The sequence below is a fragment of the Bradyrhizobium sp. AUGA SZCCT0182 genome, from assembly GCF_018130185.1.
Classification (GTDB): Bacteria; Pseudomonadota; Alphaproteobacteria; order Rhizobiales; family Xanthobacteraceae; genus Bradyrhizobium.
In genome coordinates this window covers 1-23,578 of the sequence record NZ_JAFCLY010000002.1, presented here as the reverse complement: position 1 = coordinate 23,578, position 23,578 = coordinate 1, and the positions used below count along the sequence as shown (strand labels likewise).

Here is a 23,578-nt window from a genome sequence, read left to right as displayed (position 1 = left end):
CTTCGATGCTCGCGTGAGCGATTATTTTCTGATGCCGACGCAGAACATTGCTAGTATAATGAAAACATAGCCGCGGTCCGCGGGATGCGACGGGAACCGGCAAGCTCCACCGTGCAGATTACACGCAAGGGGCCAGAACGTCACGGGTAAGGCCCCGACCGCTTGTTGTGAAGGCAGATCCCCCGGCAGGAGCAACCACATGGCTCCAAACCACATGTCTCCAAACCATTTGGCTCCAAACCACTTGGCTACAGGTGAAAAGTTTCCGAGCAGTCCAAGCTCGGCCAGCCGGCGGACCTTCGTCAAAGGATTGGGCGCGGCGGGGGCGACATTGCCGGCCCTCGCCATGCTGCCGCGGTGGGGTTTTGCGGAGGATGGCGCCGCGAGCTATGCCAGGGCTGCGATTGATTGGAAGCAATTTGCGGGGCAGACGATCACGCTCGCGGGCGCAATCCATCCCTGGTCGAACGCGATCACTCCGCTTTTGTGGGACTTCACCAAGCTCACCGGTATCATCGTCGCTACCGACTTCCGGTTGGAGACCGCGTATCTGGGCGCACTGCCGATACAGCTCAACCGTGGCAGCAGCACCCCCGACGTCTTCATGTGGACGACCTATGGCCAGGGCATCGCGGCAGGATGGCTCGAGCCGCTGAACGGCTATTATTCCGACAAGTCGCTGACTGATCTCGGCTGGTACGACGAGAGCGACCTTCTCAAGACCGCCCGCGCCTTTCCGCTGTGGGCGGACCGCGAACGTTACGCCGTCCCGATCACCTCCGAGGCGGTGACCTTGTTCCTCAACGGCGATGCGCGGGCAGCCAAGAACCTGCCGGTTCCCCAGACTTTCGAAGAACTGCTTGCCGGCGCCAAGACGCTCAAGACCAACGAGATGTCCGGGATTGCCATGCGGGCGCAGGCCGGCGGCAATTCGTCCGTGCCGGCCATGAGCTTCGTGTTCTCTTACGGTGGGCACATGGTCAAGGACAAGAAGGCCGCGTTCGCGAGCCCGGAGGCGATCGCGGCCGTCGAGATGTTCGGACAGCTGCTCAGCCAGGCCGGGCCGGTCGGCGTCGGCAGCTATGAATGGTACCACGTATTGGACGACTTCCTGCAGGGAAGGACGGCAATGGCCATCGACAGCAGCAACTTTGCGACCGACATCTCCAACCCGGCCAAGAGTCGCGTGACGAGGCAGGCTGAGTTTGCAGCTTTTCCGCATGCAGCCGGGCACGCATCCGTTCCCTTCATGTCGCACTGGCAGGCGTGCATCAATTCCAAATCGCGAAACAAGCGGGCAGCTTTCCTGTTCCTGCAGTGGGCGACAAGCAAGGCGACCTCGCTGCAGACCGCAGCGGCGGGGCTCGCGACGACACGCCTGTCGGCCTGGTCGAGCGAGGGCTTCAAGAAGGCGTTCGGCCCGCAGGCCGCCGCAGCGGCGCTGACCAACTTGCAAAATGCCGATGTCGACCGCGCGAAGGCTATACTTTTCCATCCGCAATCGAGACCCATCATGGACGCCTTCATGATCGGCGTGAATGAAGTCGTCTCGGGAGCGAAATCGGCGAAGATTGCCATGACCGCCGCCGCCGAGAAGGCCAATGCGGTGATGCGCGGATAGTCAAGTCGGCTTTTGGGTTGCGGGCGCCCGGCATTCCCCGCGCCCTCCGTCAGGCGAGAGATTTGCAAAACCCGGGCGCGACGCGCGTTCGGCGAACGCTTGTCGCTCCACCCGTCCTACGGACTGCAGCATGGGTGGAAACTTTGGCACTGACGCCGGCCGGAAAAAATATAGTACCGCTCGGCGTCAATCCGTTCCGCCGTGAAAGCTGTCCATCCAATACCGCGTCTGTGCGTCGGTCCAACCGGGAACGGCATAGCCCTTGGTGGCAGCAACAGGTTGGGCCGAGCGCGACTGGCCCGCATGCGATTTGGAGTGCTGCACCTTTGCGGCGTTGGCAGAAGCACAGAGGGCGATCAAAAGGCCCAAGGCCAAAACAGCGCGCATTACATTTGCTCCAGGCAAACCGTATTATGCGAGGTAATGCGCGGGCCGAGCCGCCGCAATCCGTAGCGGCTTCACGATTCTGTGGCGTTTGCGCCAAAACAGGTTGCGCCCTTCGGTGGCGGCCAAGGCCTGCGCGGGATCAAGATGGTGCGACAGCATCACGGATTCCGGTTTGATCGGGCCGCGCTCTACACCCGTTCCACGCACCGACTTGAGTGTGATGTCCGACACAGCGGCCTGGCGCGCCGCGGACTATCGATCTCTTACGAGTGGCGGGGACAGTCCTTCCACCGACAACGGGAGAGACTGATATGACAAAGCTGAACACTGAAGCGCGCGAACTGAATGCTGCCGAACTCGACTCCGTCTCGGGCGGATTCATCTGGATCCCGGTCGTCGTGGTTGCCTTCGCCACCGGCACCGCGATCCGCATGGGCATCGATGCGGTGGTCGACAAGGTCACCAAGTAAAAGCCATCAAGTAAAAGTCCTGCAGCGCCTTTCGGAGAAGCCTGGTTTCTTCGGAAGGCGCGCAGCAAGCAGCCTGCATCAGCGCAGCGATATACGGGATCCGTGTTTGCTGACTGTTTATCTCGCGCCTCGATGGGAATCGCCGGCATCTCCGGCACGACTTGACGCCACGGTTTCGGAAGCCATCACACCATCAGGTCGTGCGGCGCATGAAAAGCGGTGACGCTCGCCAACGGCTCCAGAGCGAAACCGAAATTGTCATCAGCGGGATTTCCTGACAGCGATTGCGCAAGCATTTGTGCTCCCGCCGACGTCGCCAGCGGTCCGTTGATTCCTGCGGCATCTTCGCTTTGGCTGATTGCAGCCTGGGCAAAGTCCACATCAAGGGGATCGATGACGTTTGAACCGCCAAAGCCGGAAATCTCGTCGTTGAACTGGAACGAGTCGCCGGCGGCCGACGCCTTGAAATCGAAACCGTCGTTGGCGCCCTGGATGGTGATCTTGACCACCTGGGCTGTGCCGTCGATGGTTGTGACCGTGAAGCTGTCGCAAAGGGTGTCGCAGCTATTGAGCGCGTCCACGGTGCAGTTGGCGTTGTCGAGCGTGTAGGTCCACACGCCGGCCGCCGTCATGGTAAAGCTGCCATAGCCGCCCGCGCTCGCCTCCGGCAAGCAAACCGGCGTGAAGGTATTGGGCGTATTGTCGACGTCGGTGCTCGTGAGCGTGCCGCACGCGACCGGGTCACCATGATCATCACAACCAGCCTCGACCACACATCCGGCGGTGGTGCCGTAGATGACGGCCGGGTCGTTGGTACCCTGGATGGTGACCTTCACCACCTGGGCGGTGCCGTCGATGGTTGTGACCGTAAAGCTGTCGCAAAGGGTGTCGCAGCTATTGAGCGCCTGCACGGTGCAGTTTGAGTTGTCGAGCGCGTAGGTCCACACGCCGGCCGCCGTCATGGTGAAGGTGCCGTAGCCGCCCGCGCTCGCCTCCGGCCAGCAAACCGGCGCGAAGGTATTGGGCGTATTGTCAACGTCGGTGTCGGTGAGCGTGCCGCACGCGACCGGCTGGCCGTATTCATGACAAGCAGCCTCGATCACGCTACCGGCTGTGCTACCGGAAATGACGGCCGGGTCGTTGGCGCCCTGGATGGTGACCTTCACCACCTGGGCGGTACCGTCGACGGTGGTGACCGTGAAGCTGTCGCAGAGCGTGTCGCAGCTATTGAGCGCCTGCACCGCACCGTTGTTGTCGTCGACCGTGTAGGTCCACTTGCCATCCGCCGTCATGGTGAAGGTGCCATAGCCGCCCGCGCTCACAGTCGGCGCGCTGACGGCCGTAAAGGTATTGGGCGTATTGTCGATGTCGGTGTCGGTGAGTGTGCCGCACGCGGTCGCCTTGCCGTATTCATGGTGACCAGCCTCGGTCACCGACCCGGTTGTGGTGCCGTAGATGATGGCCGCGTCGTTCGTTCCCTGGATGGCGACCGTCACCACCTGCGCTGTGCCGTCGATGGTGGTCACGGTGAAGGTATCGGTCAGCGTGTCCCCGATGTTGAGTGCCTGCACCGCGTGGTCGCAATCGTCGAGTGCGTAGGTCCACACGCCGTCCGCCGTCAACGTGTAGCTGCCATGGCCGCCCGCGCTCGCGGTCGGCGAGTCAACCGGCGTGAAGCTGTTCGGCGTGTTGTCGACATCGGTGTCCGTAAGCGTGCCGGTCGCTCCCGGCGTGCCGTGCTCGGCGCTGTCCGCCTCGATCACCGCGCCGGCCGTGGCGCCGGAAATGACGGCCGCGTCGTTGGCGCCCTGGATGGTGACCGTGACCAATTTGGCGGTGCCGTCGACGGTGGTCACGGTGAAGGTGTCGGTCAGTGTGCCGCCGACATTGAGCGCCTGCACCGCGCTGTTGGTCTCGTCGAGCGTGTAGGTCCACACGCCATTCGCCGTTATGGCGAAGTTGCCGTAACCGCCCGCGCTCGCAGTGGGCGTCTCGATCGCCGTGAAGGTATCGTGTGGATTGTCAACGTCGGTGTTCGTGAGCGCGCCGGTCACGGTCGGCATGCCCAGCGCGCGGTTGGCGACGCCGCTGGCCTCGACCGTTGAACCGGTCGCGGCACCGGAAATGATGGCCGCGTCGTTGGCGCCGTTGATGGCTATCGTGAAGGTCTGGCTGGCTGCGAGCGTGCCGTCAGACACCGTGACGGTGAAGCTCGTGGTCGTCGGCTCCGTCAGTGCATTGATCGCGTGACTGTCCGGAACGAAAGTGTAATCGCCGGTCGTGCTGTCGACGTAAAGCGTGCCGTAGGGGCCCTGCTGCGAGACATCGAATGTCTCCCCATCCAGTACCGTGCTGCCGGCGGTCCCGCCGCTGATGCCGTAAGTCAGTGTGTCGCCGTTGGTAGTGCTGGCGACGAAAGTGCCGCTCGTCGCAGTGAAGGTGTCAAACGCCGAGGTGTCGATTTCGGTCGGCCCTGCCACGGCGTTCAGCGTCGGCGGGACAGGCGGGATGGCTGCGGTAATAATTTCGGTGACCGGGAAGTTGGGCACCGGCAGCGGCAGGAGCGAATCTCCCGCTGGGGAGAGGACGTCAGTCTCGATAAAATTGATCGGTTGCACCGGCAGCCGATCGACCAAAGGAGGTGTGCTCGACCCCGTTGACTCCATGCCTTTCGCAAGGGTGGCGAGCGCTTCCTGCTGGGCTGCCTGCAACTCCGCCATTCGCGAGGAGGAATTTGTCACCCGGCTGATATTGATCGAGGATCCTTCGGCGCGCAGGACGATTGTTTCGCCGGGATCCTCAACGAAGAAGTGCCGCGGGATGGGCTCCTTGGTCACAAGCTCGAAGCTTCCGTGCTCCATATCCTTGTAGGTTATGCTGCCGTCGTCCAGGAAAACGACATTCGGGTCCGCGGCTCCGGCTTCGTTCATCGTGGAGAAGGTCAGCGCTGTGAGCCACAGCATGCCGAACCGGGCGTGCGTGCGGCCAGTAATGGCAGGAAATGGTCTGTTGGCTTGGGGACAATCGCTCTTTGCCCCCCGGCCGAGGGGGCCGCTACGGGCTTCCGTCCGAACATTGCCGATGACGCGGGGAAGCCGCTCCGCTGCCGCGTTACGATCGTCCCCGGTTTCGGCGTGGGACCCTGTGAACATGAGTTCCGTCCCGGCCTGCCGCTGCCTGTTGCATTCAGGTCAAAACATTTGGCGCGGTCAGCCAAAGACTGACCGTCGAAATCTCCTGTGCCAAAATAGCCCAATCCAGTGGGAGAGATTATGAAAGTCTTCACAAAGCCGGCGACGCAAAAGGGGTACTCCTTTTGGGGGAGGTGGCGCGAAGCGGCCGGTCCGGCATAATATCCAATCGCATCCATTTTGCCCTGGCCGGCGGTTCAAGGAACCGGTGTGGCCGCGCGAACGAGATTTGCTCGGGAAGGGCCGATCATGTGCAACCATAAGATTGCGGTTTTGCTGACAGGCTTCGCTCTGGCGATCGCCGGATCTTTCCCGGGCCCGGCCCAGGCGCAACGCGGTTCTGCGACGCCCGCGGTTCAGGATGTCGCGTCCAAACCGATTGGAAAAGTCGTTGTCGCGACAGGTTCGGTCACCATCGAACGTGCCGGTGCGACCGTCATTCAGGTTCGTGCCGACGCTCAAGCCGCGCAGGCGAAGGTTGGTGATGTCGTCTATGAGGGCGATGTGGTCGCGACCGGCGCCGACGGCCGGGTCGGCATTACTTTTACGGATGGCACAGCATTCAATCTGTCGAGCAACGCGCGCATGGCCTTGAGCGAGTTCGTCTATGACCCAAACGGGAAGTCCAACAAGACCTTGCTCAGTCTGACCAAGGGAACCTTCACCTTTGTTGCCGGCCAGGTCGCGAAGACCGGCGATATGAAGGTCGATACCCCCGTCGCGACAATGGGGATTCGCGGCACCACGCCACACGTCGAAATGTCGGACGATGGGACATTCAAGTTTTCCACCCTCATTGAAGAGGGCAAGAGCAAGGTCACGCGAAAGCCGGGGAGACCGGCGGCGGCGCCATCCGAACCAACGTCTCCCGGATCAAATCTGAAAATCTGTCGGGGGTGCTAGGGCGGTCGACCGCCGATCTCTCGTTCCAAAATCGGAAGCCTGACATGGAATCCAGCGCAAGCGGGCGCATTGTCCTCGGCCTGGCGCCGATCCTCGCCTTGCTGCTGTTCGGATCACCGGCGGCGGCACAGAACCCGAAGCCGGATGGCTATCTCGGGAATCTCGAATTGTGCAACGGTTCGCATCGCGCGTCGCTCGAGCGTCGGATCAATGCTTGCACGGCGCTTATCGGATCGGGTCAACTCACGACGGCAGCCCTGGCTGTTGCCTATAACAATCGTGGCAATGCCTATGCCTCAAGGAGCGACTACGACCGCGCCATCCCTAATTTCGATGCCGCGATCAAGCTCAATCCCGGCGATGCCAAGCCGTTCAACAACCGGGGTGTAATTTACCTGAAAAAAGGCGAATACGACCTCGCCATCCAATCTCTCGATCAGGCGATCAAGCTCAATCCCAACTACGGCAGAGCCTTCGCCAACCGTGCGGGAATCTACCTGAAGAAGCAGGCGTACGACCGCGCGGCGCGGGACTATGACGAGGCGGTTCGCCTTCAGCCCGATCTGGCAGCCGGATGGAGCGGGCGGTGCTGGACACGTGCTGTCCTCGGGGCGTTGGAAACCGCGCTGGCGGACTGCAACAAGGCGCTTCAGTCGGGACCGAACAATGCCGAAACGTACGACTCGCGTGGGCTGGTCCATCTGAAGATGGGCCAGCTCGACGCGGCGATCGATGATTATGATTCTGCGCTGCGAACCGAGCCGAAGCTGGCGAGCGCGCTCTATGGGCGCGGGCTTGCCAAGCTCAGGAAGGGCGACAAGGCCGGCAGCGATAGCGATATCTCGGCGGCCAGGACCATCCAGGCCGGCATCGGCGATCACTTCACGCGCTATGGGGTGGAGTAGGGACGTCGCAGCTGGAACCTTGGGCCGAGGACGCATCTCGGCGCCCCGAGCTGCCCAAAAAAGGGAAAAATAAAGATTATCTGCAGCTCATCTGAATGCCGGCTCGAAGCTTGGAAAGCCGGATTGGGCCATGGTGGCCAGCATGAAACGAAGAGATTTCATAACGCTTGTCGGTGCCGCGATGGCTTGGCCGGTCGCCGCACTGGCTCATGATCCAACAAGGGTCTATCGCATTTTCTGGGTTTCCACCGGGTCCCAGCCCGACCCGTTCCTCGACGGGTTCCGCGAAGGATTGCGCGCGCGCGGCTATGTCGAGGGCAAGAACGTTGCCCTGGAATTGCACTATGCGCCCGGCAATCCGCAGGCGCTGCGCGAGGTGGTATCGAACGTTCGCCGCGGCAACGTCGACCTTGCCGTGTCGAGCGGCCCCGCGACCCGCGCGCTGACGGAGGTAACGGATGTTCCGGTCCTGTTTGCCCTGAGCGGCGACCCGGTGGCGCTCGGCCTCGTCAAGAGTCTCGGGGAACCGGGCGGCAATTTCACCGGCTCGACCTTCCTGTCGCTTGATGTGGCGGGGAAGCGGGTTGAACTGCTGAAGGAAATCTTTCCGAGCCTGCGCACCCTGGCGGTACTTTCGAACAGTCTTCATCCGGGAGAACAGTCGGAGTGGCGCGCGACCCAGGACGCCGCCCGTCAGCTCGGCATCACGCTGCTTTATGTGCCCTTTGCCGGCGCGAACGAGCTGGACCACGCGCTTGGACTGGTGGGCGACGCGCATCCGGATGGGTTGCTTGTTTTTCCGGATGTTCTCACGCTGGTGCACCGCGCCAAGATCGCCCAGTTCGCCATCAAGCATCGGCTGCCTTCGATGTTCGGATGGAGCGAGTATTGCGACGCGGGCGGGCTTATCAGCTATGGCGCGAACCAGCGCGCGACCTATTTCGCGCTTGCGACCTACGCCGACCGGATCCTGCGCGGCGAAAGCCCCGCCACGCTTCCCGTTGTGCAACCGACCAAATTCGAGCTGGTCGTCAATCTCAGGACGGCTGAGCAACTCGGCATCGACCTGGACAAATCCTCCATCCTGTTTCGCGCCAACAAGGTGATCGAATGAGGCCGGCACATCTCATCGTGACTTGGAGCTCCAGTTGCCGGGCCCCGCCAGCGTGACCCGGCCGCGCCGCTCCCTGTTCGTCAAATACTTCATCACACTGTTTGTCGCAGTGGTGGTGCCGCTCACACTTGGCTCCGTGATCGAAGCCTGGTTCGCCTTTCGCGACCATCGTCTTCATCTCAATGAAGTGCTTCAGATCGAGGCGCGCGCTGCAGCCGACCGGATCCAGACCTTTACCGATGGCATACGCGATCAGCTCGGCTGGCTCGTGCAGTTTCCCTGGACCCAGGGCGAGGACGACCGGCGCAGGGTCGACGGGCTGCGGCTGCTGCAGCAGGTGCCGGCGATCGTTTCGGTGTCGCTGGTTGACCCGGCCGGCACCGAACGCGTGTTCGTATCCAGGATGAGTCTGAACCGGACCGGTCGAGGTACGGACATGTCTAGTGATCCCGCGGTGGTGGGAGCGCGCGCGAACCGGGTCTGGTACGGTCCTGTGCGATATCAGCGCGATTCAGAGCCCTACATGCGGATCGCCGTCGCGGGAAACCGCGCGGCCGCCGGAATTGTCGTTGCCGACATCAATTTGAAACTGATCTGGGATGTCATCGCGGCGATCAAGATCGGCAACACCGGCCACGCCCTTGTCGTCGATGACGGAGGACGCCTGATTGCTCACCCGGACATCAGCCTGGTGCTGCGCAGTGGCGCCGGGTCAGGCGAGTTCAGCCGGCTCAAATCGGTTGTGTCAGCTGCGAACGGATCGGCGGTCGTCACCACAGGCGATGACGGGAGAGATTTCATCGCGCTCTCGGTACCTGCCGCGAATGTGGGGTGGACCGTGATTGCCCAGCAGCCGATCGTGGAGGCGTTTGAATCCATGCGCGCGACGCTGTGGCGTTCCCTGATGTTCATCGCCATCGGAACCGTTTTTGCGCTTGTGCTCGCCTATTGGCGTGCATCCCGCATGTGGGTGCCGATCCGGAAGCTCGAGGAGGGCGCTGAACGGATCGGAATGGGACAGCTCGATCATCGCATCGCAATCGAAAGCCGCGACGAACTGGAGCAATTGGCAGTCCGGTTCAACCAGATGGCGGAGGAGCTCGGGGCATCACAGCAGAAATCCGAGCGCATCAATCGCCTGAAGCAATTCCTTGCCCCACAGGTCGCCGAACTGGTGGAACACTCCGATCCGCGTCTGCTGGATGGACAGCGCCGTGACGTGGTTGCGATTTTCGGCGATCTGCGCGGCTTCACCGCGTTTTCCGCCCGTGCCGAGCCCGAGGCAATTCTGGCCGTGCTGAGAGAATATTACGAAGCCATTGGCGCGGTCACCGCACGCCATGCCGCCACCCTGATACGCTTCGCCGGTGACGGCGTGATGGTTCTGGTCAACGCGCCGGTCAGGTGCGAGGACCCGGCGCATTGCGGCATCAGGCTTGCGATCGACATGCAGACGGCGGTGCAATCCCTTGCCAACAACTGGTCCGCCGGTGGTTGCACCGTAGGCTTCGGCGTGGGCATCGCGATGGGACCCGCGACCGTCGGTACCCTCGGCTATCACGGGCGTGTCGACTACACGGCGATCGGAAACGTCGTCAATCTGGCATCACGGCTTTGCAGTCTGGCTGACGACGCCGAGATACTGGTCGACCCCGTTGTCACCGAACAGGTGAGGGATCGCATCCCGCTGGCCTCGATCGGAAAGCAGCTGATCAAGGGTTACGATCATGCTGTCGAGGTGTTCGCCGTCGTTCGCAGCGATCCATCCGTCCGGCATCTTGGCTGTCAGCGCCAGCCTGCCTGCGTTCCATCCGTCGGGACGGGATTTGGCAGAACCGTACCGGAGCTCTCTTCGACCGATGGGAGATGAATTCGATCTTGGCGCCGCCTCATGAAAGACGATGCTCTGTTGTTGGTTTGACACAGAATTCGTGGCGAGCTTGTGCTGTTCACGCGAGAAAAAATGACAGTGATGCTGTCCTGCTGAGTAGTGACGCCTTTCATACTGTTCCAGCATTATTGATGCGCATATACATATAGACGCGGTTGGAAGGCAGCCCCGGTGCAGGGTTTTCCGATGTGTGATCTCCTTGCGACGGCAAGCTGAGGAATGTTTATTTTGTATGCCCATTTCAGCGCACGGCGTGGTGATATCCGCTGTGCATTTACAAAAGCGGTCAGGCTAACTGCTCTGCGAAGGTAGCTTTCGAATAACGGACTGGCTCTACCCGAGAGGCTTTTGCCGATCGAAGGAGACCGCACCGATGGGAATCGATCTGGTTGCGGCGCGGCAGAAGCGGCGATTGATGGCTGTGATGCTGGCCGACGTCGTCAGCTATAGCCGCATGATGAGCCGCAGTGAGGATGAAACGCATGCGCGTTTTTCCACTTATGTTAGCGAACTGATCGCTCCAACAGTCAAGAAGCACGGGGGCCGTCTCGTGCGCAGCATGGGCGACGGATTATTGGTCGAGTTTTGGAGCGCGGTCGACGCGGTACGTTGCGCCCTCGATATCCAGCGCGGACTTGCCGAGCGCCAGTCTGGCGATGCGGAGAAAATGCAGCTGCGGATCGGAATCAACACGGGCGACGTTCTCGTCGATCATCGCGACATCTATGGAAACAGCGTCAATATCGCGGCACGGCTGGAGGCCCTGGCTTTGCCTGGGACAGTATGCGTTAGCCAGAGCATCTATGACCAGACACGCGCTCAGCCCGAGTTCTTTTTCGCGTACCGCGGGGCTCGCAACGTGAAGAACATTCCGTATCCAATTCACGCTTACCAGGTCGCGTACGAACGGATTCATGAGACGTTTGCTACGTTGCTTGTTGCGAACTGGGTTAAGTTGATTGCGACCATCAGCATCGTGGCTTTGGCCGTCGCTTCCGTCGCCTCGTTTCTGGTGTTTCGGGAGCAAAATCAGGCGGCGGGCCGTACCAATACGATCGTTGTATTACCGTTCAAGAACGTCGACGGAAACACGGCCGATGAGTATTTGGCCGACGCGATCACTGACGACCTGACGACCGAGCTTTCGCGGTTGCGGCGTGCCTGGGTGATCGCCTCCGGTACCGCGTTCGCATACAAGGGCAAGTCAACGGACCCCCGCCAGATAGGTCGGGAGCTCAAGGTTCGCTACGCGCTTGAAGGTAGTGTCCGGCGCGCGGGGCCGATGGTCCAAGTGAATGCGCAACTGATCGACACCAGAAGCGGCACCAATCTTTGGGCCAATCGCTTCGAGCGCGAAACCGGTAGCCTGCTTGATCTGCAGGACAGCATGTTGTTGCGAATTGCCGCCTCGCTGAATGACGAGATGGTGCAACAGGGCGTTCGACACGAGGTCGGCACACTTGCAGCGGACGGCAACCCTCTGGATGAAAGGATGAAGGCAATGGCTGCAAATACCGGTTATCCAACACCGCAAAAATCGCTCGAAACGCGACAGCATGCGGAGGCAGGCCTCAAGGCTGACCCGGACAACGCGCGACTCTGGGGTCTGCTTGCCAACGTTTTGTCTTCGGACGTGCTCAATTCCTGGAATGGTGCGGGCAAGCCTGAGGTCGATCGTGCAGAGGATGCCGCCAATAGGGCGATAAAGCTTGATCCGAATACCACACTCGCGCATTACGCGCTCGGGTTCGTCAATCGGTTGCGCGGCAATCACAAGGCGTCACTGGACTCGTTCAACGAGGCGATCAGGCTCAACCCAAATCTCGCCAAAGCCTATGCCCAAGCCGCCAATGAGATGGTCTTCGTCGGAAAGCCTGCTGAAGCCATTCCGCTTTCCGAACAGGCCGCTCAGCTCAGCCCGAAGGATCCTTCATTCGGGGTTTTCCGTTGGGTCAAGGGGCGCGCCTATTTTGTCGTTGGTGACTATGCCAGGGCGATCGAGGCGCTCGAAGAATCGGTGAACGTGCGGCCGAACCTTTGGTTCAGCCAAGCGTGGTTGATCGCGGCCTACGCTCTGACAAACAGAGATGCAGACGCCAAAAAGGCGCTCGAGACATTCAGGAAGACGTCGTTCAGCAAGCAGAAATACGACCTTAACAAGATCACTGAATACTATAAGGACGACCAGTATCAAACCGAGACCCTGCTCGAAGCCACAGCGTCGTTGGTGGAAGGGCTGCGGAAGGCTGGCTTGAAGTAGCATTCCATGCGCCGTATTGGCGGAGGCCGCCTGCCGCCGCTGGGTTGGCTGAGCGACGGCCTTAACTCAAGCGTGACCACCAGAAGGTCGCGAGGATCGTGATGGATCTTGGTTAACAAAACAGCAAGGCTGCTGTCCTAAGATGTAACTACTCGCTTATGGGGGCCGGAATGACCGAATACGTCATCACGGAAGTTGGCCATCATCAATGGCTCGTGTTTGCGGATAGGCAGAGCATTGCTTTTTGCGCCGACGAAAACGAGGCGGTGAAAGCAATGACCGAACATAGCGCACGCAGCCGTCAATCACGTGGGTCTGCGCAAAATTCGCCAGAACAAAGCCCGCCGTTGTGAACCAGCGGGCTTGATTCACCCGACTCTTAGATTTTCCGCGGACGTTTTGCCCCGGTTGCTCATTTCTTCATAGCTCACCTTGGCACCCTCATTGAGGCTGCTCAGGCCGGCTTTCTCAACAGCTGAAATGTGGACGAAAACATCCTTGCCGCCGCCGTCGGGTTGGATAAACCCGTACCCTTTGGTTGCATTGAACCACTTCACTGTCCCTATCGCCACTTCAGTATCTCCCGCTAATGAAAACGTGGGATTCAAACACGCGCGATTCGTTGGCCAAGCTGGTGGCACGTTGGTGGCAAAAAGCGGGCGCTATGACGATTTTGCGACGGCCTTGCCCTAGGCGTTACGAGATCATTACCGTCTGAGCCTTCGCGCGTGCGAGGCCAGCCGCCGCCGGTTGCGCTTCCTGATCGATCGGCGCCGGCGCTTCATGACGGCTGCCTCTCGTCGTGCCGGCGCTTGTAGTAGAGGACCTTGAAGTCCCGCAGCATCTTGGCCTGCTGCGTGACGGCAAAGGTGGAGAGTTCCAGCGCGCGAAAGCCAGCCCGAGCTTACAGGCGTGCTCAAACATCTGGCCGATCACGTCCATTGTGGTGCCATACAAATGGGCAGCTTGAGATTAACCAACGCTAATCTACCCTAGAAATTGGAGCACCCGGTGCGCGTGTGCTGGCTTACGGCCAGCCTAAGGGTAGGCATGGAAAATGGCCTTAGACCCGGAAGAGCTTGTTGCCCTGGCCAATCACGGCATCATGAAACTTCGTTCCGCAGTGGCGCGAGGGATGATGTTGCCCCCCGAAGAGCGCGATGCGGCGGCGATAATCGTCCGAAAAGGCGCCCTGGCACAGTCGACCCTCGATTTCGAGCAGATCAAGCAGCTTGCGGCGCGGTGGAAGCAGGAGGAGCAGCCCGCACCTTCCAGCCAGACCACCCCGTGCCATCGATGAAGAAGGATCATGTCCGAAAGCTTTTGGCCGTCTTGCTGATCAGCGGATTGGACCAGTCATAGTCGGTGTCGCGGGTCGTGGAGATAAACGGGCCACTTTAGAGCGTGCTATGGAGCGTTACCTCCTAAGAAGGGGCGTTTTAGCCGGGACTTGGATGGTGTGGGACCGGCTGAAGCGCGGTCCCGCGACTAGGGATGATCGTGAGCTCATTCGGCTGTCGCGAGAAGAAGCTGATGCTGAGTTTGCGAGATTGATTGGGCGGGGTGACCGCGATGCCCCCGAGCCATCGGCTACACCTAAGCCATCGGCTAAGTGGGTAATAAGGTATGGCGGGCTGACGATTGAATGCCGTGACGAGCACGATGCTAAGAAGGTGGCGGGCGATCTCTACAGGAAGGGGCATCGCGTTTCTGCCAGGAGATGCAAACCCGAGCGGTCTATCGAGCCAAATCAAATGCGCGGTTGGCTCTCGGAAAAGCTCCCGACAAAGGTTAAGCATAAGCTCCACTAGCCTAACCCCTGGACATTTCCAAAATCCGCCGAAAATCGGGGCCCGGGGCACGGCACATGTGTCGCAGATTAGATGCCACCCACTCCGCTATTTGACATGGGTCAAGATCAATCTGAGAGTGATCATCGTCAGGCTCGACTTCGCCTAAGGTGTTGCGAGGTCCGGTATGGGTCATTCGCGTCGTTTGACCGGACCACGGCGACTTCCGGTCTACCCCGGTGAACGGACATTCTCAGGATAGGCGGGCACGTCTCAAAGGTGCCGCCACAACCGGACTCATGCGCCGCAGTAATGCCCGTTTCTCGACTAGCTCCAAAGGGATCAGCCGCAGACTCGCACCCAGCGATCCATCCGTCCGGCATCTTGGCTGTCAGCGCCAGCCTGCCTGCGTTCCATCCGTCGGGACGGGATTTGGCAGAACCGTACCGAAGCTCTCTTCGACGAATAGCGGATGAGTTCGACATTGGTCCGCGCGTTCAGCAGTATGCGGGAACGGCGCGCTGATTTCGCGGAGCCCTAGATCAACGTCGCTGCGCCGACCATTGGCTCATCCGGGCAGCTTGATATATCCCGTCGCCATGTCTTCTAATCCCACCCAACTCAGCAAATTCCTGAGCTTCGTTCTCCGCCACAAGCCTGACTCGGTAGGACTGGTGCTGGATCAACTGGGCGACGCGCGCCGATGGGCGAGAAGCAAACCTCAAACTGCGAATGCTCGATGCCCGCTTCAATCCGGTGTTGGGTTCACTTTACCAGCTAAACAATGACCCCGTGATAGGTGCCGCCAAACGCTCGGAGGCGTACTTGCTCGTAGCGAGTTTGGCAGCAACTCGGAAGATGATCAGCGTTCGTAACGGATTGCGATGCATCTTGTTCGGGCAGTCCCGGCCTCGACTGACGCTCGAAACGGTATCCCGGGCGCTGTCACACCTTCCGCCGTCCAGAGCCGCCACGAGCAGGTGCACAAGCTGTGGGACGATATGCTGTCGTCGATCGGCGTAGAACGCCGCAACGACCAATAAGCGACGATGCCTGCAATGGCGTCGAATCCCAACGCGGAAGCCTTGATACAGATCAAAGCCTCATGCCGGCTCCGCTCTACCCTCGGTCACGCGCCTGCACTGAGGATACCTAACGGCGCGACCGCGATGGTCAGTGGGTTCATGGGGGTGAGGACGCCGAAACGCCTGCCGGACGAACTGGTCAGGCAAAGAAAGTCAGAGCTCTCCATCATCGGCAATGAAAACTGTTCGCCTTCGTGGAACGCATTCGGGCTGGCGGCTGTGGCCTGGGAGGCGCTCTAACGCCGACGGGCGTCGGCCATGGTCGAGGAGGGCAAACGAAAGATCGAGGTCGACGGCAAAAGCGCTGTCCTCGAGAAGGCTTGGTGGCAGATTCGTCGGAATCACCAGATGAAGAAGCATGCTTGGTATGTGACGTTCGAAATCCCATGGAAAGGTACAGCGGTCCGAAACCGGCGGTCTCGGTCGACGGAGACATTCGAGACCGAAATGGAAGCTAAGAGCTTCGCACGTGCCAAGTTCGACGAGGGTTTGGTCGTGACTGCCGGAACGATCATTCCCCATTTGCCGAGACGCGCTATCGCGTCGGGAAGCATTCCGTCCTGGCTTGACGAAGGACGGGAGCAAGACAGCGGCGACGCGTCGCAAACGCCTGACACGCAGTCAGGGAAGATCGAATGACCGCAAGCTCCAGCAGAACTCTCCTGTCGTTTGCAGTATGCACGATGATCAACACACGACATGAATTGCGACGAAATCCCGTCGAAAATCTGTCAGGTGCCGCGCGCCAATTGCCCTTGAGTGTTGCCATTTTGGCACGGGCACTTAGGCCCAACGTACGTAGGATTCACGTGCAAGTTGGAATCAATGCAGCAAACCACCGTTGGCGGGGACAAATTAGAAGCCGACGGAAATGGAGAGAGAAAAAATGAAGAATTTTCTGTTGGCTTCCGTTGGTCTCGTAGCATTACTCGGCGTGGCCGCCCCTGCATCCGCTGCGGATATGGCCGTCAAGGCACGGCCACCCGCGCCGGTCATCGTTCCGATTTACGACTGGACCGGCTTTTACATCGGCGCCAATGGCGGCTGGGGCCAGAGCCGCAATTGTTGGGATTTCGTTGATGTCGCAGGCGTCGTCTTCGCCGACGGCTGCCGCGAGCGCTCCGGGGGCCTGATCGGCGGCCAGATCGGTTATCGCTGGCAAGCCAATCAGTGGGTGTTTGGCCTGGAAGCTCAGGGCGATTGGGCGGATCTCAGCAACCAGCGCGTCAGCGTCCTCAATCCTCTGTTCTCCACTCGTACCTCGACCGATGGTATTGGCCTCTTTACCGGCCAGATCGGCTACGCTTGGAACGCAGCACTGCTGTACGTAAAGGGCGGCGCGGCAGTGACGAGCAACCGCTTTAGCATCCTCAGTACCCTTACCGGCGCTGAACTGGCCTCAGCTAGCGCGACCCGCTGGGGCGGCACCATCGGTGTTGGACTGGAGTACGGCTTCACACCAAACTGGTCGTTCGGTGTCGAGTACAACCATCTGTTCATGGGCGACGCGAACAATTCGTTCTCGGTCGCCAATCCGATTGTTGCCGGTGCACTCAACCGGATCAGTCAGGACGTGGACATGGTCACCCTGCGCATCAACTACCGCTTCGGCGGCTACGGGGCGCCGGTCGCGGCCCGCTACTGATCAGGGGCTTGTCTTCAGCAAGCCTTGGCCCCGGCACCGTGCCGGGGCTTTTTTTTTGAGTGCGAATGGGTGCTGCTGCTGCCTGGCGAGGTCCACAAAAGGCCGTTAACGGCGCTTGACCCAGATCAACGCGCCGGACGCATCAACGATGCGTCCTACCCGGATAACCCATCAGCTGTCGGTCGTCGGCAGCCCATTGTCCCGGTGAGGAGGATATTATGCCCCAGGTTCTAATCATCGTTAGTTGGCTTGGCGTTGCGAACGGCGCCGTTGTTGCGACACAGGAATTTAACAGCGCAGAACGGTGCGACGCGGCGCGGCAGGCATTAATAGAGTACGCGAAGGCCCGAAGCTCTGACGAGACGCTTAGGACGGTCTGCCTCCCCAAGTGAAAAAGCGGGAGGTTGCCGCCGTACAACTGGTTGGCGGCTCATCATGCCTGGTAACAACCACCCCGACACAGTTGATCAGTGCTGCTTACCAATTGATTTGTATCACCGCACCCTGGATCGGCGTGGGGTTGGTTCACGGCAAGACTCCAAAGCGGAATGCTCGCGGGAGGACATCGTCATGCCTATGTGTCGGTCGCCTCGGACTCCTGATGCACTGCTTCAAGCGGGCAGGCCTCCCGCCAACGACAACCACCCGCCGGCAAGAATTGGTATCGGATCTTCTCGCAAGACAAATCGAACCGTCAAGGCCGGCTGGCAGGCAATTCTGATCCTCTGCGTCGCCACACTACTGCTACTTTGAACGATTGATTTGCCATGTTTGTAGCGTCCGCACCTCGTGCATTTGGCCCGAAACTGACGAAATGACCAATGAGGCTACCGACTTTCCTCATTGTTTGCTATGCGGCTGCCTGGCCAAGACGGACGGTCTGTTGAGGATTAATACAACGCCGAGCAGTCTGAATTTCTGCCTCAGTCGCGCCCCTGCTGCGAGCCCACGCCTCGGCAGCAGGCACGCTGTACTTTGCGACATAGTACCTGATGAGCGCGCAGGAAGAGCGGCGGATCGGCTCATCTGCTTGACGAGCAGCGGCAGTGGGTATCGAGATCGTAACGCCTTCATTCCTTTCTTTCATAGCGAACTCCATGGCTTTAACTAGCCATGCCCACCAAACCTCCTGCCGTTGACATAGATCAATAGACGCAAATCACCTGGCTCGGCGAACCTCTCCAAACGCTATCCCATCATCCAAAACCGCAGCTTGTAGCCGGCCAAGGCGTGGTCGGCCTCTGTGGCTCTGCTTACTGGCCGGGATCGCTCATCTCGAGAGTAACAAGCCTTGCCAAGAGTGTTGCCGGATAAAGTTGACCAACGACGCTCTCGATGTTGCATAGACTACGCGCCAACGGATGCACTGGAATGATGTCGCCGTAACCTGTCGAGGTCAGCGTAACAAAGCTCATATAGAAGACCGCGCTCGCGAGTGATTGATCGTCGTCAAATGTTATTCCCTTGATCGCCCCCGGATCCGACAGGCCGACGAAAGCAAAGAGCGTTGCAAAGGCTACTGCGATCAGCAGGTACAGAAGGATCGCTCCGATAATTCTGTGATATGTTACACGGCCACGCCTGAATACGGCCTGAGTGACCACGATCCCTAGAGTGCAGGCGATGATCAACCATGCGCCAGCCAGTATGTGAAGGTGGAAGGGAACGGGGTAATAGAGCCGCAGGAAAAATACGGCGATATTGGCGACAAGCGCAACCGACATCAGAACGAGCGCTGTGGGACTGTTGGAAATGATCACCATGCTTCCGATGATCGCGAGTGACAGGCCGACAGCAAATAGATGAAAGGTGGTAATACCAACTGCCTGCAGTGGCGCGAAGACGAATATCAGCAGTATGAGCACACCAGTCAGCACCGTCAGCAGCCAGTCACTCCGTTCGTTGCGCAACTGGCGCAAGTCGCCGACAGGATCCAGAATCATCCTTCGCTGCCCCATCGCGCGGCTCCGATCTCGCCAGTGCCCATTGCGCATGCAATCCCTGTTCGCCTTATTGATCTAGATCAACGAGCGAAAGCAGCCGTTGCTCCACCGAGCCGGTGGGCATACCGTACGCGTGAATTCTCCGTGGGGCTTAGAATGCATGTGATCGTTTGGGCAACCTTGACAATTGTCGTGTCCTCCACGTCCTCAATAGCCCAACCGGTCTTCTTGGCAGGGCGTTACGTGCTGCCGATCACCCAGCACGATTTGTCCGTATTCGCTCCAGGGCCTCTAGGAACAACTGTAGCCGTCAATTTCCGATTCAAGCCAATCGAAAGCTGTACCGATACGCTGGACAGCGTCCTGGAGTACCAGCTGCCACCAGGGTACAACGATACGCCAATCAACGAGGTAAAGGCGACTTGCAACAAAACGATTCAGTGCAGCGGAATCGAGTTTAAGTGCGTTGGCGCCGCGCGGCCATACCCAATGTCATTTCGACACGTGCCGTTGCGGGAAATCAAAGCGAGTGGCGGATCGTTTTCCGGAACGTATCGGTACGTTTCATCGTCGATCGCGCGTCACGTGCGGCACGTCTAAGGCGCGCGTCAGTAGGGAATTTTGAGATTGTCGAAGAATCTGCGGACAAGAAGAGCAAGACGGTCCGATTTCGGATCGAAAAGTAACCTGCTTCCAGTATGTACCCACTCACGACGAGCAAGAAGCCCGCCGCTCCGCAGCAAGGGAACGGTTGCGACCGGCCCCGAGCGTGTCGCACCCGACCAGGGATGGTCGGTAGTGAACCGACAGCGTCGTTATGGCGCGCCCACCACCCTGCGTCTTGAACCTTGGTAGGATCGGCGCAGCAGCGCGAAGAGGCTGCCGCCCGTCGCTGCGCCCAGAAGGTAGACGACAGCGACCAAAACCGCGAGCGGTACGCGAGCATCGAAGCCAAACACCGACATTGTGATGATCTCGAAATTCTGCAGCGCGAAAATGATCGTCGCTGCGGCGAACAGAATAATGATGCCGAGGTAGATCCAGCGCATGAGCACCTCCTTCGTCGAGAAACCGCTCTGGATAAGGTACGAGCCCACGACAAGATTGCGGCTGCCGTCACCAGATGGTGGTGTTGCCAAACCAACCGAATTGCGGCTGCCGCGCGACGAGGAGCGAGCGGGGCGGCGCGTGCCGCTTCACGATTTTGCGTGGCCGTTGCTGCCTCAGTTCTCGCTTTCCCGGGTCGGACGGTTGTATCCGCTTCGCGTCGGATGGCTGCATCAACGCAAATGCCTCGCGTTCCCGCTCCTTTAAAGAAACGTCGGTGACCGGCGCAGGACTGGCGATGCCGTGTTCCGCTATCGCAGCCTGTGCGGGAACGATCGTCGGAAGGCTGGTGTCGAAGACGATGCGCTCCGGCCATTTTCGGTCGGAATGAATGCGGATAACGGGCGCGTCGATGTGTGAACTCTGCATGACCGGCAGTCTGGTCAGGCATGCGTCCAGAATGAACACCAGAGTGAGCAATACTCCGCCGACATAAAGGAAATATCGCGCCAGGGGCATAAGCTACTCCGCCACGGCGCTGCGCCCGGCTCGAGGCCGATTCGGGTGCGGTCGTGTGCTGGCAAGAGCCGCCTTCACCTCGGCGTCGAGCAATCCGCGACGTAACGAGGTGCTGTTGCGGCAGGAAAGGTCCGATCAGCGCCGGCCAACGCGATCCACCGGGCCGCCGCGGTTGGTGGGTGTCCCGACACGGCCGACGCCAGGCGTCGCCACCGCACGCGCGACCGGCCGCGGGCGCAGCACGACGCCGGCCCTTACGGTGCAGCCTGCTGGATAGTCGACGTATTGGCAGTATATGACGGCGCTGGCCGGTTTTGTCGTTGCAGCCATGAGGCCGGCAATCAGCAATGCCGACAAGGTGATCGAGAGTTTCATGGTGTTCTCCCTGAGTCTGACGCACCAGCTTCGATGCAGCCCTCTCAAGGCGCAGCCAGTGCCGCTGCAAGACTGACCACGGTCCATTCGGCCGGCTTGATATAGATCAAGTGTGCGAATGTTGTGTGTGGCGGCTACTTGGGGCCATCCTCGCTTCTCGCGCGCTCCCGCATCGCCGCTCGCCAGCAAGCTCATGCGCAATACCTCAAAGATCACCGCCGTTGCCGTTGCCAGTTCATCCGCGCGGCGCGCCACCCTTATGACAGCCAACATCACCAAGGCAGGGATGGTCAGATATCCGCGAGCAACGAGCCCGGATGGGGTGCGGTGTTCTGGATCAAGATTTCCCCGCCGTGCTTCAGTTCGGTAGCGATCGGACTGCGGTGCGCGAGGATCGTACAACTGGCGTGCGATATCGCCGGGAACGTCGGGATCTCCGATTGCACGATTCAACTACGCCGGGAATCAAGAAGTCGGGTCCGACTTCTCCCGCCAACTCGCCGTGATGCGGGGATCGGTTGTTCTTCGGCAGCGCCGCGGCTTCTCTGTTTCGACAGCCGGGACCAGTTCTCGGCCTCGGCCATCCAAAGAATTCGATGTTCCGGTTCTCGCTCGGCGAGCCGCCTGCATAGCGTAGCGCGCAGGTCAAACTCCAACTGATCAGTCATTGGTCCCCTGCCTGAGGGAGAAATCATTGTCACATGTTTACGACAAACGCGCCGCCCGGACTATTGTCCCAATGGTCAATGTCCCCACGGGCAATTGACGCTGATTGACGGAAAATCCGAAGTCATTGCCGTTCCAATACCTTTGATCTGAATCAAGATCGGGCGCTCCGAAACGCAACGATATGCATTTGCTATCGTGTTCCATGCACAATGGAGAAGACCATGAAACGGATCGCGAAAAACATTGCTGTTAGTGCTCCCGCATTTGCGTTTGCGGCGCTGTTTTCGCTCGGCTGGTCAGCGCAGAGCGGCATCGCGCTATCAATCGAGAGCGCTGAAGCACGCGTCGGTCGCCCGCTAACTCCCGTTAGCGTTGCCGGCGTTGCACGACGGCAGTACAGGCGCGCTGCAATCGGCACTGCTGCAGCTGTCGGCACCGCAGCAGCGGTCGGTGCCGGATACTACGCGGGCCGTCCATATTACAATGAGACGGTTCGGGGAGCCCGCGCAGCCTACGTGGGCGGCTACGCCGCGAGCGGCCCAATAAGCCCCCGACCTCACTATGCAGTGGGCGCCTATTACGCGGGTGGCCCCTGGTATGGCTACAGCGGATGGTCTGACTACGCAGCCCGCAACGCGATCAGCTGCACGCCCGGTACCATGGTCAAGCTCGATGACGGCCTCATGCACGTCTGCCAATGAGTTTCCGGAACGCAGGGGCGGCCCAAAGCCGCCTCGGTATATTCATGGACCTAAGGGAGAACAACAATGTTCAGATTGATCGCTATGGCCGGCTTCGCCTTGTTCGTTGCAACATCTGTACAAGCCATGACACCTGCGCCGCCTCCCCAGGTAGACGATATGGTAACGCGAGTTGCCGTCGGCTGCGGGCCAGGTAGAACGAGAGTCGGCGGCGTATGCGTGGCACGGACGACCGTCCGCCAGACCCGCCGGGCTGTCCGCAGGTGTGTGCGGTGGCAGGGCAGCACTTGCGCATCATACCAGTGAACATACCAGGCGTGTGCTCGATCTAACGCTTGTCGGCCCCGTCAAACGCTCGAATGTCGCAGCAAGCGAGTAGCCCGCATGAGCTTAGCGATATGCGGGAGCCGTGAAAAACAAAACCCGGATGTTGGCTTGCTCATCCGGGCCGGGTTGCTGATGTTGGTGTGAGGTCGGAAATGAAAGCCTATTTGGTACTCGATTTCTCGGTGAACGACTACGGTGGTTTCAGAAAGTACATAGCGGAAATCCCTGCGTTTATCGCGAGGCATTCCGGAAAGTACCTCGTTCAAGGGGTTCAACCGACGACCGTCGAAGGGGATTGGAAGCCCGAACGCATGGTCATCCGCGAATTTCCGGAACGCGCAAAGGCGGAAGCCTTTCTGGGCGACCCCGACATTCGGGGCCTGTTCGAGGTGCGCCACGCTACGACCACGAGCAAACTGGTGCTTGTCGATGGCTGCACCTAGGTGCGCGCATTCGCCGTGATCGGGTAGCCCGCATGAGCGAAGCGATATGCGGGATCCGTGCGAGGCGGACCCGGATATCGCTCCGCTCATCCGGGCTACGGGCCCACTACATCTAGCCCGTCGGGCAAATCACTTCTGGTTTGCGGAAATCGTGTCAAGTCCAAAATTTCCGAAAATCAAAAATATTTCACTTCCCTTCCACCCCAAATCACCTGCACATCAATAGCCATCCCGTCCCACTCAGAGGGGCGTCGGCCGTCGTCATGACGAGGGGCGGGGATGCGGTGGACGT

Annotated in this window: 19 protein-coding genes and 1 pseudogene; 13 read left to right on the top strand and 7 right to left on the bottom strand. The window is 59.9% G+C overall.

All coding sequences use genetic code 11. The features are described 5' to 3' along the window. Positions 1 to 331 precede the first annotated feature (331 nt). Positions 332 to 1,621 carry an ABC transporter substrate-binding protein gene (locus JQ611_RS02400; protein WP_249132873.1) on the top strand — a complete coding sequence of 430 codons (1,290 nt, stop codon included), beginning with the start codon at positions 332 to 334 and terminating at the stop codon, positions 1,619 to 1,621. 186 nt (positions 1,622 to 1,807) lie between these two features. Here the strand turns inward: JQ611_RS02400 and JQ611_RS02395 are convergent, their stop codons facing one another. Next, complete coding sequence (locus JQ611_RS02395) at positions 1,808 to 2,008, bottom strand: hypothetical protein (protein ID WP_212464418.1); 201 nt, start codon at positions 2,006 to 2,008, stop codon at positions 1,808 to 1,810. A 311-nt stretch (positions 2,009 to 2,319) separates the two neighbouring features. Here JQ611_RS02395 and JQ611_RS02390 point away from each other — a divergent pair, with 311 nt between their 5' ends. Further along, entirely contained in the window at positions 2,320 to 2,478 is a 159-nt protein-coding gene (locus JQ611_RS02390) for a hypothetical protein (protein WP_212264765.1), read from the top strand. Positions 2,479 to 2,663: 185 nt separating this feature from the next. Here the strand turns inward: JQ611_RS02390 and JQ611_RS02385 are convergent, their stop codons facing one another. Continuing rightward, on the bottom strand, positions 2,664 to 5,441 hold the full coding sequence (locus JQ611_RS02385) for a VCBS domain-containing protein (protein ID WP_212464417.1): 2,778 nt from the start codon (positions 5,439 to 5,441) through the stop codon (positions 2,664 to 2,666). Between the two features lie 438 nt (positions 5,442 to 5,879). Between JQ611_RS02385 and JQ611_RS02380 the strand changes: the two genes are divergently transcribed. The 6 genes from JQ611_RS02380 (at position 5,880) to JQ611_RS02355 (ending at position 13,095) form a co-directional block, all read left to right on the top strand. After that, positions 5,880 to 6,572, top strand: a complete 693-nt coding sequence (locus JQ611_RS02380) for a FecR family protein (protein ID WP_312010960.1) — start codon at positions 5,880 to 5,882, stop codon at positions 6,570 to 6,572. 44 nt (positions 6,573 to 6,616) lie between these two features. Further along, positions 6,617 to 7,477, top strand: a complete 861-nt coding sequence (locus tag JQ611_RS02375) for a tetratricopeptide repeat protein (protein WP_212464416.1) — start codon at positions 6,617 to 6,619, stop codon at positions 7,475 to 7,477. Between the two features lie 142 nt (positions 7,478 to 7,619). Next, positions 7,620 to 8,591: an ABC transporter substrate-binding protein gene (locus tag JQ611_RS02370; RefSeq protein ID WP_212464415.1), complete on the top strand. Its 972-nt coding sequence runs from the start codon at positions 7,620 to 7,622 to the stop codon at positions 8,589 to 8,591. Between the two features lie 34 nt (positions 8,592 to 8,625). Next, complete coding sequence (locus JQ611_RS02365; protein WP_249132872.1) at positions 8,626 to 10,461, top strand: adenylate/guanylate cyclase domain-containing protein; 1,836 nt, start codon at positions 8,626 to 8,628, stop codon at positions 10,459 to 10,461. Between the two features lie 394 nt (positions 10,462 to 10,855). Further along, entirely contained in the window at positions 10,856 to 12,742 is a 1,887-nt protein-coding gene (locus JQ611_RS02360; RefSeq protein WP_212464414.1) for an adenylate/guanylate cyclase domain-containing protein, read from the top strand. Positions 12,743 to 12,912: 170 nt separating this feature from the next. Next, positions 12,913 to 13,095, top strand: a complete 183-nt coding sequence (locus tag JQ611_RS02355; protein WP_212388506.1) for a hypothetical protein — start codon at positions 12,913 to 12,915, stop codon at positions 13,093 to 13,095. A 15-nt stretch (positions 13,096 to 13,110) separates the two neighbouring features. Here JQ611_RS02355 and JQ611_RS02350 read toward each other — a convergent pair whose 3' ends face one another. Further along, positions 13,111 to 13,314, bottom strand: coding sequence for a cold-shock protein (locus JQ611_RS02350; RefSeq protein ID WP_192738421.1), 204 nt, complete (start codon positions 13,312 to 13,314; stop codon positions 13,111 to 13,113). A gap of 485 nt (positions 13,315 to 13,799) precedes the next feature. Between JQ611_RS02350 and JQ611_RS02345 the strand changes: the two genes are divergently transcribed. The 3 genes and pseudogenes from JQ611_RS02345 (at position 13,800) to JQ611_RS02330 (ending at position 17,262) form a co-directional block, all read left to right on the top strand. Next, positions 13,800 to 14,042, top strand: a complete 243-nt coding sequence (locus JQ611_RS02345) for a hypothetical protein (protein ID WP_212388503.1) — start codon at positions 13,800 to 13,802, stop codon at positions 14,040 to 14,042. Between the two features lie 1,548 nt (positions 14,043 to 15,590). Then, positions 15,591 to 15,938 (top strand): annotated as a pseudogene (locus JQ611_RS02340) (CoA-transferase); the annotation flags it as partial. 565 nt (positions 15,939 to 16,503) lie between these two features. Next, on the top strand, positions 16,504 to 17,262 hold the full coding sequence (locus JQ611_RS02330) for an outer membrane protein (protein ID WP_212269662.1): 759 nt from the start codon (positions 16,504 to 16,506) through the stop codon (positions 17,260 to 17,262). 1,253 nt (positions 17,263 to 18,515) lie between these two features. On the opposite strand, the gene JQ611_RS02325 is transcribed toward JQ611_RS02330, so the two are convergent. From JQ611_RS02325 to JQ611_RS02310, 4 genes are all read right to left on the bottom strand, one after another. After that, positions 18,516 to 19,205, bottom strand: a complete 690-nt coding sequence (locus tag JQ611_RS02325; protein WP_249132870.1) for an ion channel — start codon at positions 19,203 to 19,205, stop codon at positions 18,516 to 18,518. Between the two features lie 815 nt (positions 19,206 to 20,020). Further along, complete coding sequence (locus JQ611_RS02320; protein ID WP_212388501.1) at positions 20,021 to 20,254, bottom strand: hypothetical protein; 234 nt, start codon at positions 20,252 to 20,254, stop codon at positions 20,021 to 20,023. A 67-nt stretch (positions 20,255 to 20,321) separates the two neighbouring features. Next, on the bottom strand, positions 20,322 to 20,771 hold the full coding sequence (locus JQ611_RS02315; protein WP_212269660.1) for a hypothetical protein: 450 nt from the start codon (positions 20,769 to 20,771) through the stop codon (positions 20,322 to 20,324). Between the two features lie 135 nt (positions 20,772 to 20,906). After that, positions 20,907 to 21,146, bottom strand: coding sequence for a hypothetical protein (locus tag JQ611_RS02310; protein ID WP_212039292.1), 240 nt, complete (start codon positions 21,144 to 21,146; stop codon positions 20,907 to 20,909). Between the two features lie 890 nt (positions 21,147 to 22,036). Here JQ611_RS02310 and JQ611_RS41530 point away from each other — a divergent pair. Beyond that, the gene (locus tag JQ611_RS41530; RefSeq protein ID WP_249132869.1) at positions 22,037 to 22,516 is read left to right on the top strand and encodes a hypothetical protein; all 480 of its coding nucleotides are present in this window, start codon (positions 22,037 to 22,039) and stop codon (positions 22,514 to 22,516) included. Between the two features lie 479 nt (positions 22,517 to 22,995). After that, positions 22,996 to 23,286 (top strand): DUF1330 domain-containing protein, encoded by a 291-nt coding sequence (locus JQ611_RS02300; RefSeq protein ID WP_212464413.1) that lies wholly within the window; start codon positions 22,996 to 22,998, stop codon positions 23,284 to 23,286. Positions 23,287 to 23,578 lie beyond the last annotated feature (292 nt).

Bases quoted from the DNA above. Each gene is read 5' to 3' on its own strand.
- JQ611_RS02315 (WP_212269660.1), bottom strand. From the start codon at position 20,771: ATGCCCCTGGCGCGATATTTCCTTTATGTCGGCGGAGTATTGCTCACT.
- JQ611_RS41530 (WP_249132869.1), top strand. From the start codon at position 22,037: ATGAAACGGATCGCGAAAAACATTGCTGTTAGTGCTCCCGCATTTGCG.
- JQ611_RS02310 (WP_212039292.1), bottom strand. From the start codon at position 21,146: ATGAAACTCTCGATCACCTTGTCGGCATTGCTGATTGCCGGCCTCATG.
- JQ611_RS02390 (WP_212264765.1), top strand. From the start codon at position 2,320: ATGACAAAGCTGAACACTGAAGCGCGCGAACTGAATGCTGCCGAACTC.
- JQ611_RS02330 (WP_212269662.1), top strand. From the start codon at position 16,504: ATGAAGAATTTTCTGTTGGCTTCCGTTGGTCTCGTAGCATTACTCGGC.
- JQ611_RS02370 (WP_212464415.1), top strand. From the start codon at position 7,620: ATGAAACGAAGAGATTTCATAACGCTTGTCGGTGCCGCGATGGCTTGG.
- JQ611_RS02345 (WP_212388503.1), top strand. From the start codon at position 13,800: ATGGCCTTAGACCCGGAAGAGCTTGTTGCCCTGGCCAATCACGGCATC.
- JQ611_RS02300 (WP_212464413.1), top strand. From the start codon at position 22,996: ATGAAAGCCTATTTGGTACTCGATTTCTCGGTGAACGACTACGGTGGT.
- JQ611_RS02320 (WP_212388501.1), bottom strand. From the start codon at position 20,254: ATGCGCTGGATCTACCTCGGCATCATTATTCTGTTCGCCGCAGCGACG.
- JQ611_RS02355 (WP_212388506.1), top strand. From the start codon at position 12,913: ATGACCGAATACGTCATCACGGAAGTTGGCCATCATCAATGGCTCGTG.
- JQ611_RS02375 (WP_212464416.1), top strand. From the start codon at position 6,617: ATGGAATCCAGCGCAAGCGGGCGCATTGTCCTCGGCCTGGCGCCGATC.
- JQ611_RS02360 (WP_212464414.1), top strand. From the start codon at position 10,856: ATGGGAATCGATCTGGTTGCGGCGCGGCAGAAGCGGCGATTGATGGCT.
- JQ611_RS02395 (WP_212464418.1), bottom strand. From the start codon at position 2,008: ATGCGCGCTGTTTTGGCCTTGGGCCTTTTGATCGCCCTCTGTGCTTCT.
- JQ611_RS02325 (WP_249132870.1), bottom strand. From the start codon at position 19,205: ATGATTCTGGATCCTGTCGGCGACTTGCGCCAGTTGCGCAACGAACGG.
- JQ611_RS02385 (WP_212464417.1), bottom strand. From the start codon at position 5,441: ATGCTGTGGCTCACAGCGCTGACCTTCTCCACGATGAACGAAGCCGGA.